The sequence below is a fragment of the Pseudomonas sp. PSPC2-3 genome, assembly GCF_049898265.1.
In the GTDB taxonomy this organism is placed as follows: Bacteria; Pseudomonadota; Gammaproteobacteria; order Pseudomonadales; family Pseudomonadaceae; genus Aquipseudomonas; species Aquipseudomonas veronii.
Window position 1 is genome coordinate 244,718 of the sequence record NZ_JAFCXJ010000008.1, and the last position, 12,797, is coordinate 257,514.

General features: G+C 62.6%; 13 protein-coding genes. 7 read left to right on the forward strand and 6 right to left on the reverse strand.

Annotation, left to right across the window (positions count from 1 at the left end; all coding sequences use genetic code 11):
- Positions 1-12: 12 nt before the first annotated feature.
- From ACP7E3_RS19740 to ACP7E3_RS19750, 3 genes are all read left to right on the forward strand, one after another.
- On the forward strand, positions 13-744 hold the full coding sequence (locus tag ACP7E3_RS19740; RefSeq protein ID WP_079443018.1) for a TPM domain-containing protein: 732 nt from the start codon (positions 13-15) through the stop codon (positions 742-744).
- 31 nt (positions 745-775) lie between these two features.
- Positions 776-1,393: a TPM domain-containing protein gene (locus ACP7E3_RS19745; RefSeq protein ID WP_426124129.1), complete on the forward strand. Its 618-nt coding sequence runs from the start codon at positions 776-778 to the stop codon at positions 1,391-1,393.
- Between the two features lie 204 nt (positions 1,394-1,597).
- Positions 1,598-2,815, forward strand: coding sequence for a class I SAM-dependent methyltransferase (locus tag ACP7E3_RS19750; RefSeq protein ID WP_108526017.1), 1,218 nt, complete (start codon positions 1,598-1,600; stop codon positions 2,813-2,815).
- A gap of 102 nt (positions 2,816-2,917) precedes the next feature.
- Here ACP7E3_RS19750 and ACP7E3_RS19755 read toward each other — a convergent pair whose 3' ends face one another.
- The gene (locus tag ACP7E3_RS19755; protein ID WP_057004755.1) at positions 2,918-3,817 is read right to left on the reverse strand and encodes a DMT family transporter; all 900 of its coding nucleotides are present in this window, start codon (positions 3,815-3,817) and stop codon (positions 2,918-2,920) included.
- 187 nt (positions 3,818-4,004) lie between these two features.
- On the opposite strand from ACP7E3_RS19755, the gene ACP7E3_RS19760 reads away from it, so the two are divergent.
- Together ACP7E3_RS19760 and ACP7E3_RS19765 are read left to right on the forward strand one after the other, a co-directional pair.
- Positions 4,005-4,586: a DJ-1/PfpI family protein gene (locus ACP7E3_RS19760; protein ID WP_102618437.1), complete on the forward strand. Its 582-nt coding sequence runs from the start codon at positions 4,005-4,007 to the stop codon at positions 4,584-4,586.
- An 18-nt stretch (positions 4,587-4,604) separates the two neighbouring features.
- On the forward strand, positions 4,605-4,904 hold the full coding sequence (locus ACP7E3_RS19765; protein ID WP_017844854.1) for a ribbon-helix-helix domain-containing protein: 300 nt from the start codon (positions 4,605-4,607) through the stop codon (positions 4,902-4,904).
- A 7-nt stretch (positions 4,905-4,911) separates the two neighbouring features.
- Here ACP7E3_RS19765 and ACP7E3_RS19770 read toward each other — a convergent pair whose 3' ends face one another.
- From ACP7E3_RS19770 to ACP7E3_RS19785, 4 genes are all read right to left on the reverse strand, one after another.
- Positions 4,912-7,470 carry a TonB-dependent receptor gene (locus ACP7E3_RS19770; protein WP_169882123.1) on the reverse strand — a complete coding sequence of 853 codons (2,559 nt, stop codon included), beginning with the start codon at positions 7,468-7,470 and terminating at the stop codon, positions 4,912-4,914.
- A 126-nt stretch (positions 7,471-7,596) separates the two neighbouring features.
- Positions 7,597-8,565 (reverse strand): FecR family protein, encoded by a 969-nt coding sequence (locus ACP7E3_RS19775; protein WP_426124133.1) that lies wholly within the window; start codon positions 8,563-8,565, stop codon positions 7,597-7,599.
- The gene (locus ACP7E3_RS19780; RefSeq protein WP_017844857.1) at positions 8,562-9,101 is read right to left on the reverse strand and encodes an RNA polymerase sigma factor; all 540 of its coding nucleotides are present in this window, start codon (positions 9,099-9,101) and stop codon (positions 8,562-8,564) included. The genes ACP7E3_RS19775 and ACP7E3_RS19780 overlap by 4 nt, the downstream gene beginning before the upstream one ends.
- Before the next feature lie 110 nt (positions 9,102-9,211).
- Positions 9,212-10,228: a DUF4917 family protein gene (locus ACP7E3_RS19785; RefSeq protein ID WP_017844858.1), complete on the reverse strand. Its 1,017-nt coding sequence runs from the start codon at positions 10,226-10,228 to the stop codon at positions 9,212-9,214.
- Positions 10,229-10,351: 123 nt separating this feature from the next.
- On the opposite strand from ACP7E3_RS19785, the gene yiaY reads away from it, so the two are divergent.
- Entirely contained in the window at positions 10,352-11,500 is a 1,149-nt protein-coding gene (gene yiaY, locus ACP7E3_RS19790) for an L-threonine dehydrogenase (protein ID WP_017844859.1), read from the forward strand.
- Positions 11,501-11,608: 108 nt separating this feature from the next.
- Positions 11,609-12,286 (forward strand): NAD(P)H-binding protein, encoded by a 678-nt coding sequence (locus ACP7E3_RS19795; RefSeq protein WP_126589327.1) that lies wholly within the window; start codon positions 11,609-11,611, stop codon positions 12,284-12,286.
- Here the strand turns inward: ACP7E3_RS19795 and ACP7E3_RS19800 are convergent, their stop codons facing one another.
- Positions 12,287-12,775 carry a DMT family transporter gene (locus ACP7E3_RS19800; protein ID WP_128191912.1) on the reverse strand — a complete coding sequence of 163 codons (489 nt, stop codon included), beginning with the start codon at positions 12,773-12,775 and terminating at the stop codon, positions 12,287-12,289. It abuts the gene before it with no gap.
- Positions 12,776-12,797 lie beyond the last annotated feature (22 nt).

A 12,797-nucleotide genomic window follows, 5' to 3' on the forward strand; every position in this document is an offset into this window, starting at 1 on the left:
ATTGAGGTGTCGATGCGTTTATTACGGATAGGCCTGGCGCTATGGCTGTTGGCCTGCGCGGGCGTGGCCCAGGCGGCGTTGACCTTCCCGGCGTTGACCGGGCGGGTGGTGGATACTGCGCAGATGATCGACCCGGCGGTGCGCGAGCAGTTGACCCAGCAATTGCAGGCGCTGGAGCAAAGCCGTGGCGACCAGATCGTGGTGGTCACCGTGCCTGACCTGCAGGGCGTGCCGATTGAAGACTACGGTTATCAGTTGGGGCGCCAGTGGGGCATCGGCCAGAAGGGCAAGGACAACGGTGCGCTGTTGATCGTCGCCCGCGATGAGCGCAAATTGCGCATCGAAGTCGGTTATGGCCTGGAAGGCACGCTGACCGATGCGCAGTCGTGGGTGATCATCAATCAGGTGATTGCGCCCAAGTTCAAGGCCGGCAAGTTCAGCCAGGGCATCAGCGACGGCGTCGCCGCGATGATCCAGGTGGTGGGCGGCGAGCCGCTGGCGGTGCCGGCCCATGTGGCGGATGCCAACTTCGCCAAGGATAATCCGGGGTTTTCCATCGGCTTGTTCGTCCTGCTGATCGGCGTGTTGTGGCTGTGCAATCGCCTGGGCCTGCCCGTGTGGGCGATCCTGTTGGCGATTCTCAGCAGCAGTGGCCGTGGCGGTGGGGGAGGCGGCGGCGGTGGCGGTGGTTTTCGCGGCGGCGGTGGCGGTTTCGGCGGTGGCGGGGCTTCGGGCGGCTGGTGATGACAATAACTAAAAACGAGCGTTTACAACCATGGCACTACTGACTGAACACGAACAACGCCAGGTCGCCGAAGCGATCGCCCGGGTCGAGCGACAGACCGACGCCGAGCTGGTGACCGTGCTGGCCGCGCGTGCCGACGATTACGCCTACATCCCGTTGCTGTGGGCCAGCCTGATCGCGTTGGTGGTGCCGGGGGTGGTGCATTATTTCTCGGGCTACCTGAGCATGTACACCTTGTTGTTGGCGCAGTGGGCGACATTCATCGTGCTGTGCCTGGTGTTTCGCCTGCCCAAGGTCACTACCCGCTTGATCCCCCGCTCGGTACGCCACTGGCGCGCGTCGAACCTGGCGCGGCGTCAGTTCCTCGAGCAGAACCTGCACCACACGGTGGGCGGCACCGGGGTGTTGATTTTTGTCAGCGAGGCCGAGCGCTATGTGGAGATCCTGGTGGATGACGGGATTTCCAAACGCCTGGATGACAGCAGTTGGGATGGTATCGTCAAGGCGTTTACCCAGCAGGTGAAACAGGGCCAGACGTTGGCCGGGTTCATTGCCTGCATCGAAGCCAGCGGAGAGTTGCTCAAGGTGCATGTGCCGCTGACGCACGCGCGCAATGAATTGCCCAATCGTCTGATCGTGCTCGAATAACCCATGTGGGAGGGGGCTTGCCCCCGATGGCGGTGAGTCAGTCAACATCTTCATGGCTGACCCACTGCTATCGGGGGCAAGCCCCCTCCCACATTTGGATCTGCGGTGGGGCCCCCAATCTTACCGTTGATCAAATAACCCCGTGCCCTCAGCCCCCATCCCCCCTAAAATGCCCGGCATTCTCAGCCCGAGGCGTTTTTGTTCATGTCCGTCACCGCTCAACCTGCCCGCCCTGCGCCGGATCATCACGCCCAGTTCATCGAACTGCTCAGCGCAAGCCTTGCGCACAACGCCTTTATCAAACTGGTGCTGGCCAAGTACGTCGGTGAGGAAGCCGAGCTGCAACGGCTGATCATCAAGGCGGTGACGGTCAAGGAGCAGCCCTGCCTGTCCTTCGTCTACCGCTACAAAACCCGCGACATCACCAAGAACCTCCCGGTGGCCGACGGTGTGGCGGCGATTGCCGAGTTGTTGCCGACCTCGTTCAAGAACGCACACTTGCTCGCGCTGACCGACGAAGCCCAACTGGAATACAGCAAGAAGAACAAAAGCTCGCTGTTCAAAAGCAAGCCGCAGCAATTGCGTGAGGCGCCCTCGGCCGAGCACAACCGCGAGAAGAACCGCTTCCTCGACCTGAGCCGGCCGTTCCTCGCCGACCTGGGCGTGACCGACGCCAAGCACGCGCTGATCCCGTCGATGTCGCGCAAGTGGAAGCAGATCAACAAGTTCATCGAAGTGTTCAGCCATGCGCTGATCGCGTCCCCGCTGAGGCTAGACCAACCGGTGCGCGTCGCTGATTTCGGCTCGGGCAAGGGCTACCTGACTTTCGCCATCCACGACTACCTGCGCAACACCCTCAATGTCGAGGCCGAGGTCACTGGTGTTGAACTGCGCGAAGACATGGTCAGCTTGTGCAACGCCGCCGCCGTCCGCCTCGAACACCCGGGGCTGGTGTTCACCTGCGGCGACGTGCGCAGCGTCGCGCCCAGCGAGCTGGACGTGATGATCGCCCTGCATGCCTGCGACATCGCCACCGATTATGCGATCCACACCGGTATCCGTTCCGGCGCGTCGATCATCATGTGCTCGCCGTGCTGCCACAAACAGATCCGCCTGCAGATCCAGAGCCCGGTGCTGCTGAAGCCGATGCTGCAATACGGTTTGCACCTGGGCCAGCAGGCGGAAATGGTCACCGACAGCCTGCGCGCCTTGTTCCTGGAGGCTTGCGGTTATGAGACCAAGGTGTTCGAGTTCATCTCCTTGGAACACACCAACAAGAACAAGATGATCCTTGCGGTGAAACGCGCCGAACCGGTGGACAACGCGCAGCTACTGGACAAGATTCAGGCGCTCAAGGAGTTCTATCACATCACCGAGCACTGCCTGGAAACCCTGTTGCGCACCGACGGTTACCTCGGCTGAACACGAAGCCAATGTGGGAGGGGGCTTGCTCCCGATAGCAGAGGGTCAGTCAGCACATTTGTTGCTGATAGACCCCTATCGGGAGCAAGCCCCCTCCCACCGTTAAATCGCATTGGCCTTCGAGATTGGCGCCGGCTGCACCGCAGTCTTGCGCCCCAGCATCACCGTCACGATCACCCCGCAGGCGAACAGCCAGGTGATCGGCTCGATGTGTTCACCAAAGAACAACGCCGAAAACGCGATGGTGAAGAAGATCTGCAACAGCTGAATCTGGCTGACCCGCGCAATGCCGCCCATGGCCAACCCGGCGTACCACGCAAAGAACCCCAGGAACTGCGAGAACAGCGACACATAACCGAACGCCCACCAGGTGCCCATGGAAATCGCGCCTTGATGCTGCACCGCCAGGTAAGCCACCGGGCCGATCAACAGCGGCGTCGACAGCACCAGCGCCCAGCAGATCACCTGCCAGCCGCCCATCTCCTTGGCCAAGCGCCCACCTTCGGCATAACCCAGGCCGCCCACGGCAATCGCGCCGAGCATCAACAGGTCCCCCGCTTGAATACTGCCGGCACCGCTGATCAACGCATAACTCAGCACCAGCGCGCTACCCAAGGCGGCGCAGGCCCAGAAGGCTTTTGACGGCCGTTCGTGGGACAGCCACGCGGCGTACAGCGCAACGCACAGCGGTTGCAGGCCATTGACCAACGCGCCGTGGGACGCCGGCAGCGTCTGCATGGCCCACGCCGACAACACCGGAAAGCCCAAGATCACCCCGGCAATCACCAGGCACAGGCCGCGCACCTGGCGCCAGCTCGGCCAGCGCTCGCGGCGCCACAGCAACAGCGCCGCCGCCGGGATCGCAGCGAACAACGCACGGCCCAGACCGTTGAGCAGCGGGTGGATTTCCTGCACCACGATACGCGTGAAGGGCAGGGTCAGGCTGAAGATGATGACGCCCAGCAGGCCGAGGGCCATGCCGGTGTTTTCGCGCGAGTTCATGGCGGGAACCGGAATCGAGTGGTCGGAAGTGGACGATCATCTAGCCACAACCTCCGCGAATCGGGGGTCTACAGCTGGGTGCGGATTGATCCGTACAGTTGTAGTAGCGGGGGATTACCCGGCCCGTCGGCACGCGCCTATCTTGGCTACTCTTGTCTGCCCAACCGTTGAACTGGAGGAATGCCCCATGGCTGCGAAAAAGATCCTGATGCTGGTCGGCGATTATGTCGAAGACTATGAAGTGATGGTGCCCTTCCAGGCGCTGCTGATGGTCGGTCATATCGTCCACGCGGTGTGCCCCGACAAGTCGGCCGGCGAGACCGTGCGAACCGCGATCCATGACTTTGAAGGCGATCAGACCTATAGCGAAAAGCCCGGTCACCTGTTCGCCCTGAATGCGGATTTCGCCCAGGTCGAAGCCGCCGACTACGATGCGCTGCTGGTGCCCGGTGGTCGTGCGCCGGAATACCTGCGCCTGAATGAAAAAGTCCTGCGACTGGTGCGCGCCTTCGATCAAGCCGGCAAGCCGATTGCTGCGGTGTGCCATGGCGCGCAACTGCTGGCGGCGGCCGGTATCCTCGCCGGTCGCGAGTGCAGTGCCTACCCGGCCTGTGCCCCGGAAGTGCGCCTGGCGGGCGGTTCGTTCATCGATATTCCAGTGACCCACAGCCACGTTCAAGGCAATCTGGCCACGGCGCCGGCCTGGCCGGCGCACCCAAGCTGGCTGGCCGGGTTCCTCGGCCTGCTGGGCACGACAATCACCTTGTAAGCAACGGAGGTCATCGCCATGTGCGAGCTGTACGTCAAGGCCGACCCGATTCTCTATGAGTCTCGCTCGCGCTCCCTGCGCATCTGCGGCGTCGTCACTACCGTGCGCCTGGAGAACCAGTTCTGGGACATCCTCAGCGAAATCGCCAGCGTGGATGGCATGACCACCAATCAACTGATCACCAAGCTGTACGAGGAAGTCATGGACTACCGCGGCGAGGTGGTCAATTTTGCCTCGTTTCTGCGCGTCAGCTGTACCCGCTACTTGAGCAAGCAGCGCACACCGACGGCCGAGTTGAGCCTGGTGCGCAACCGCTAGGCCGCTGTCAGAAGAACCGTGTCACGCTGATCTTCGCGTCGCGCCCCTTGGTGTAGGCACGGTCGCCGCTCAGCGCCGGACGGAAGTTGTTGTTGAACAGGTTGTCCACGGTGAAGTTCACCTCGGTGCCTTTCAGGTAAGCCTGTTGCGGCGCCCATTTGGCGAACAGGCCCTGGGTGTTGTAGCGCTTGTTGCCGTACTGGTCGTAGAACAAGTCGCCGACGCCGGAGCCGGGGCCGCCGGAGTATTTATCGCTGGGCAGGCGATCGGTCGCGCCGATGAATTGCCCCATCCATCCCACCTGGGCATCCCAGGCCGGGATGTGGGTGCCCATGACCAGCACCCATTTGGTCGGCGGAATGTCGCGGGCCGACACATCCGGGCCCCATGGGTTGGTGTAGGCGCCTTCGTGCTTGCCGGTGGCGTAGGCGAACGACACCGAGCCGAACAGGTAGGTGGAGTTATAGAACGATTCCAGCTCGAAACCCTTGATGGTCAGGCCGCCGATGTTGCGGTAGTTGGACCTCGGCCCCGGCGGGCACGCGGTGGCGATGGTGCCGCCGTTGATAGCCTGGTTCTGGCAGCCCACGCCCGTGGCCTTGAAGATTTCGTCTTCGACTTTGTTGTGGAACAGGGTGGTGCGCAGTTGCAGGTTATCGTCCTGGGCGATCAGGTTGTCGAAGCGGGTGATGTTGCCCACGGTGATCGAGGTGATGCGCTCGGGGTCGAGGTCGACGCTGGTGGCGGTGCGGCTGCCCAGGCCCTGCACTTCGTACTGTTCGTCGATCACCGGGGCGCGCCAGGTCTGGCTCCAGTTGGCGAACAGGGCGACGTTCGGGGTGACGGTCCAGAACAGCGCCAGGCGCGGCGACCAGCCGGTGTAGGTGCGATCGCTGTAGTCGTGGCCGACGGCCGGGTCGGGGTTGCTGTAGTACGGCGCATCGTTGGCCTCGCCGCGGTTGCGCACATGGTCGTAGCGCAGCGATGGCGTGACGGTCACGTCGCCCAGGGTCAGCGCATCCTGGATGAAGAAGCTGTTGGTATCCACCTTGCCATGGGGCATGAAGCTCGGCTGGAAATGCCCATAGTTGTAGCGCGGCGTGTTGTAGGTGGCGCCGGGCATCCACATCTCGGTTTCGCGGGTGTGCTTGCGGATTTGCCCGCCGACTGTCAGTGCGTGTTGCAACGGCCCGGTGTCGAACAGGCTGACGTTGCGGATGTCGAGATGCTTGTCGGTGTAGGCCGTGTCCATCTTGCGCCCGCCGGTGGCCAACTGGAAAAACGCGGTGGCGTCGCGCTCGTCGGTCTGCTGGGTGTCGGACTGTGAATATTTGACGGTCAGGTCCACCAGCGGGTTGTCCAGGGGCTGGTATTCATACTTGCCCGACCAAGTGGTGTCGAGCGTGTCGCGGTTGGCCAGGAAACGTTTCAACGCGCCTTCGTAGCCGTAGCGGTCGATGTTGGCCTGGGTCGGTGGCGTCGGGTAGCTCGCGGCGGAAAACGGCGTCCACCGGTTGCTGCGGGCGCTCGAGTAAGACAGGCCGACACTGTGCTCATCGGTGAAGTGCGCGTTGACCTTGAACAGCTTGCCGTCCACATCCTGGGCGGTGTTGGGCAGGCGCTGGGGGTTGATCGGGTACTGGTTGTTCTCGTTGGGCAACTTGGCGGCCACCTTCATGTCGCCGCCGTCGCGCTGGGTCAGGTAGGCCAGGGCGTCGAACCGGCCATCGTCGGTGCGGCCATACACGGCGCTGCTGTAGACCTGTTCGTGGTCGTTGCTGGAATAACCGTACTTGAGCATCGCGCCGCTGTTGCGGCCGTCCTTGAGCAGGTCCGGGGCATCCTTGGTGGTCATGTTCACCGTGCCGCCAAAACCGCCGTTGCCGCTGAACGGCGAGTTGGGGCCTTTCTCCACTTCGATGCTCTTGATCAGCTCGGGCTCGATGAACACCGTGCCTTGCTGGTAGCGCTCGAAGCCGCTCTTGGTGGCGCCGTCGACGGTCAGCGGGACGTCTTCGGCGTCACCGAAACCGCGGATGTTGATGGTCTGGCCGCCGGGTTTGAGTGAACCGCCCTGGCTGATCCCAGGCAACGTCTGCAGCAGGCTGGGGATGTTGTTGGCCTGGTAACGGTCGATGTCCGCCTGGCTCAGGGTCGAGCGGCCGACGGTGCTGGAGTCGACTTGATTGCCGGTGCCGATCACGCTCAAGGCGTCCAGCTGGATCGCGCCGCTGCTGGTGGTCTTGCCCTCATCGGGGCGCACGACGTAGGTGCTGCCGACCTTGATCAGGGTGAACGCGCCATTGTTCAGCAGGGTACGAATTGCCACTTCCGCGGTGAAGTCACCGTTGAGCGCCGGCGCCTGGACGTTCTTGAGCTGCTTTTCATCGAACAGCAGCTGGATTTTCGCCTGTTGCGCGACCTGGCTCAGGGACGTGGCCAACGCCTGGGCGGGCAGTTGCAGTGTGAACGACTGCGCATGGGCGCTGAGGCTGAAGGCCAGGCATGTCGCCATTAGGCTCGGTCGAAAAAGCAGGTGCGAAGCGTGGCAAGGCGCGCGAAACATGAAATCCCCCGGGGTGGCCAAACAGCCAAAAAGGTGTGCGGATCGAACACAATCAGGAGGAAGACGGGGCCGAGGAAAAAAACCACACATGCGAATGAAAAATATTCTCATGTGTCTGCTTCGGGGCTATTTTCGGGGTTCGATCCGGACAATGCCATCGGCCGAGGTCACGGTTTTCACCGGCAACAAGGCGGGCAGGGCGTTGAGCAAGGCATCCGGGTCATGCACATCCAGGTTGCCTGACACCTTCAGGTGCGCCACGGCGTGACTCACCTGCAGCGGGGGTTGGGGACGGTACAAACTCAACTCATCGATCAGGCTGGCCAGCTCGCGATTGCGGAACGACAAGTGCCCGCTGCGCCAGTCGGCAACTTCCTCGGCGGTGAGGGTTTGTTGTTGCACGGTGCCCTTGGCGTAGTCGAAGGTGGCGCGTTGCTGGGCGCCGAGCAACGCGACCGGTTTGGTCGCATCCGGCGCGAACGCCACCTGGCCGTGGGCAACACTCACCACCAGTTGTTGCTGGCCACGTCGCACATCGAAAGCGGTGCCCACCACGCGCACCGTCGCTTCGCCGGCTTGCACGTACAGCGGCCATTCCTTGTCGGCCGCCACTTCGATATACAGCTGGCCCTTGTCCAGGTGAACGATGCGTTGGTGGGCGCTGAAGTCCACGCGCAGGCGGGTGTTGGCATTCACGTAGAGGCGGCTGCCATCGGGCAGGTTCAGGGCACGCATGCCCTTGGCGTGGGCTGCGACCTGGGTGTGATACAACTCGCGCGGCGCGCCGAGGGGCGTGGTCAGTACCGCGCAGAGCAGGGCGGCCGCCACGGCCAGGGCCGGGCGCCAGATCACGGCGGTGCGCTTGGGCAGCGCCACGGGCGTGTTCAGTTGCTGCAACTGGGCGAGGTCGGCCCACAGTTGTTCGAACTCGGCATAGGCTTGGGCATGGGCCGGCACCGCCTGCCAGGCGGCGAAGGCCTTGCGGTCGGCGCGTGCGGTGGCGTTGCGGTTGCGTGCAAACCAGCTGGCGGCTTGGGCATCGACGGCGTCGCTCGTTTCGATGTCCGGGGCGTCGATGTCGCTCAGGCGGTTCATGCTGGCTGCTCCGTGCCGGGGTCAGGTTGAAGGCGTCGCTTGCAATGCAGCAGGGCAAAAGCGATGTGCTTTTCCACCATGCTGGTCGAAATACCCATGCGCTCGGCGATCTGCGCCTGGCTCAAGCCTTCGAAGCGATGCAGCATAAGGGCTTCTCGCCTGCGCGGCGAGAGTTCGGCGAGGACTTCTTTCAACTGTTCCAGGCGTTGCAAGCGAAGCGCGGCGGCCATCGGCGGGTTGTGCTCGTCAATGACCGGCTCGGCATCCCTTTCAACCTGATCGGCGTGGACGGCCTGCCGTACCTTCTGTTTGCGCCAGTGATCGCGCAACAGGTTGCGCGCCATCTGGAACAGAAACGCCCGTGGCTGCTCGACCTTGGCCCGGTCGCGGTAGTCCAGCCATTGGGTGAAGACATCCTGGGTCATGTCTGCCGCGTCGCTGGCGTTGTCCGTGCGCTTGCGCAGGAAATACAGAATGTCTGCATAAAACCCGCGAAAGGCATCGTCCGACAGCGGGTCGGATTTGGGACGCGACATGGATATCCTTCTTGGCGAAGCACGACGTAGAAAAGTCGTGAATGATATCGAGAATTATTGTCGTTTGTCTCCAGGCAAGTACACTGACCCTGCGCAAGCGGCTCAGGACCTCAGCGTTCGACCGGCACCGACAGTGCCGGATGCCCCAGCGCATGGCTGCGCGCGGCAAAGAATCTCAACGCCACGCCACTGCCATCGAACAACTGCGAATACCGCCGCTTCTGCTGGCGGATAAACCCATCGCTGCGCCCCGATACCGCGATCGCCAGGGTCGTCACCCGGGCCTGGCGAATCGCATCCACCAAGTGTTTATCCTGCGCTCCCAGGTCGTGGCCGAAGATGCACAGCGCCCCTTCATGGCCGAGTAACTGCTCGTAGCAGAACGACAGATAATCCGAGCTGCGGATGGTCTTGAGCTTCTCTTCCACCTTGCCCTCGCTGACAAACAACGGCACATCGTCCAGGGTCTTGATCGTGTTGTTGATCGCAAAACTGCTGAGCAGGGTGCTGTCGGTGGTCGGCAATTTGCGTGCGGTGCCGTCGAGGTTGCGCACCAGGTGCAGGCCGCCGTGCAAGTAGAGGATGCGCGTGGCGTCGGTGCGGGTGTCGCGCAGGTCGAAGCTGGCGTCGGCGCTGCGGAACAGGTCGTCGATGCCGGGGGTGTGCAGGATCGCCCAGTAGTTGAGCAAGTCGTAGTTGCTGGTGAATACCGTGGAGTAGCTGGCCAGTTCCGCGTTGATCGTCGCCAATGTCGACGGCTGCACCAGGCGCCACGGGATGTGTACGGCGTGGATGGTGTTGATCAATGCTTCCTTGATCGCATAGTAGCGATTGCGCGGCGCCGCCGAACTGACCGCCAGGGCTTTGTTGACCCGGCTGGTGGTCTTCAGCGCGCTCAGGGCCTGCTCGAAACTGCGGGTCTGCAGGGCGTCGAACACGCTCAGCTCGGATTGGCTCAAGGGTTTTTCTTCAACGGTGCGTGCGTTTTCGAACAGCGAGTCGTAGGCAAAGTCTTCCCAAATCGCTCGGCTGGCGCCGTTGCCGATCAGAATTCCACTGAAGTCGATGGCGCTGCGCAGTGCGCTCCAGTCTTCAAGGTGGGCGTCAATATCCTGAAAATCCTTCATCGCGGCGGGTCTACTCGAAATCGGCGGGTCGGTGACTTTATCACGAGCGAGGGTTGATCCTGATCAAGGTGGGCCCTGTGATGAACGTTGATGCTGTCGGCATAACGCCTCTGAGGATTCGCCATGAGCAGTACCTTCTTCATCCCCGCCGTTAACATCATGGGCACTGACTGCCTTGACGACGCGATGGTCGCCATTCGCAACTACGGTTTTCGCAAGGCCCTGATCGTTACCGACGCCGGCCTGGCGAAGGCGGGCGTGGCCAGCATGATCGCCGAGAAACTGGCGATGCAGGACATCGATTCGGTGATCTACGACGGCGCCAAGCCCAACCCCAATGTGGACAACGTCGAGAAAGGCCTCGCGCTGTTGCAGCAGAGCGCCTGTGATTTCGTGGTGTCCCTGGGCGGCGGCTCGCCCCATGACTGCGCCAAGGGCATCGCACTGTGCGCGACCAATGGCGGGCATATCGGCGACTACGAAGGCGTCGATCAATCGAGCAAGCCGCAACTGCCGCTGGTGGCCATCAACACCACCGCCGGCACCGCCAGCGAGATGACCCGTTTCTGCATCATCACCGACGAAACCCGTCACGTGAAAATGGCCATCGTCGACCGCAACGTCACGCCGCTGTTGTCGGTCAACGACCCGTCGCTGATGGTCGGCATGCCCAAGGGCCTCACCGCCGCCACCGGCATGGACGCCCTGACCCACGCCATCGAAGCCTACGTATCCACCGCCGCCACGCCGATCACCGACGCCTGCGCGATCAAGGCCATCGAACTGATCAGCGCCAACCTGCGCCTGGCGGTACGCGACGGCACCGACAAGGCCGCGCGGGAAAACATGGCCTATGCGCAGTTCCTCGCCGGCATGGCGTTCAACAACGCCTCCCTGGGTTTCGTGCATGCCATGGCCCACCAACTGGGCGGCCTGTACGACTTGCCCCACGGCGTGTGCAACGCGGTATTGCTGCCCCATGTGCAGAGTTTCAACGCCAGCGTCAGTGCCAAGCGCTTGAGCGACGTCGGCCGTGCGCTGGGTGCGGACATCAACGGCAACTCGCCGGAAGAGGGCGCCCAAGCCGCCATCGCCGCCATCCGTACCCTGTCCCAGGACGTCGACATCCCCGCCGGCCTGCGCGAACTGGGCGCCAAGTTGCAGGACATTCCGCTGCTGGCCACCAACGCGTTGAAAGACGCCTGCGGCCTGACCAACCCACGCCGGGCTGATCAGCGTCAGATTGAGGAGATTTTCCGCAGCGCGTTCTGACGGGGTGGTCGCACGCTGCAAGCATTCAGCTACAAGCTGTTAAGGTGTGAATCCTGCACCGTATTCAACTTGAGCATGAAGCTTGCGGCTTGCCGCTGAGGTCCCCTTATGAGAGTTCTGTTATTCGGTGCCACTGGCATGATCGGTCAAGGCGTTCTGCGCGAGTGCCTGCTGGCCGCCGACGTGCAGGAAGTCGTCGCCGTCGGCCGCACGCCGTTGACCCTGGAGCACGCCAAACTGCATCAGGTGCTGCACGCGGACATGTTGGATTTGCAGGCTCTGGAGAACTTGCTGCAAGGTTTCGATGCCTGCTTCTTTTGCCTCGGTGTTTCATCGGCGGGGATGAATGAAACCCGCTACACCCATCTCACCTATGATCTGACCCTGGTCGCCGCCAGCACCCTGGCGCGGCTCAATCCGCAAATGACGTTTATCTATGTGTCCGGCGCCGGCACCGACAGTTCCGAAACGAGCCAGTCGATGTGGGCGCGGGTCAAGGGCAAGACCGAAAATGCCTTGCTGCGCCTGCCGTTCAAGGCGGTGTATGTGTTCCGGCCGGGGCTGATTCAGCCGTTGCACGACGTGCGTTCGAAGACGCCGTTGTACGCGTTGTTCTATACGGTACTCGGGCCGTTGCTCTCGTTGGTGCGTCGGATAAAGCCAGGTTGGGTAGTCAGCACCGAGACCGTTGGCCGTGCGATGTTGGCGGCGGTGCGTCACGGCGCACCACAGCCGGTGGTGGAGCAAGCCGAGATCCATCGCCTGGCCTCTCTGAACAACCGCTGATCAGCTCGCCGTCGCGAGTGCGCGGGCGGGGGTGGCGCTGAACTGAATCAACGCGACGCCACCGATCAACAGCAACGCGCCCAGTACCCGGGGCGTTGTCAGCGGGCGTTCCACCAGGCCGAACAGGCCGAAGTGATCGAGCAGCAGCGAGGCGAGAAGTTGCCCGGCCATGGCCAGCGCGATAAAGCCCGATGCGCCCAGCTTGGGCAGCAGCATCAACGCCAACGAGATAAAGCACACGCCAAATGCACCGCCGGCCCACATCCATAGCGGCGCCTTGCCGATAAACGCCAGGCTCGGCAACGGCAGGCGCAAGGCGATGATCACTGGCAGCAGCACGATGACGCTCACCAGCAACGACGCCAGCGTTGCCCACAACGGGTGACCGAGCCCGCGCCCGAGGTTGGCATTGATCGCGCTTTGAAACGGCACCACCGCCCCGGCGATCACCGCCAAAAGCAATAAACCTGCCCACTGCAACGTCGTCATGTTGAATCTCCCAGAGGTTTTG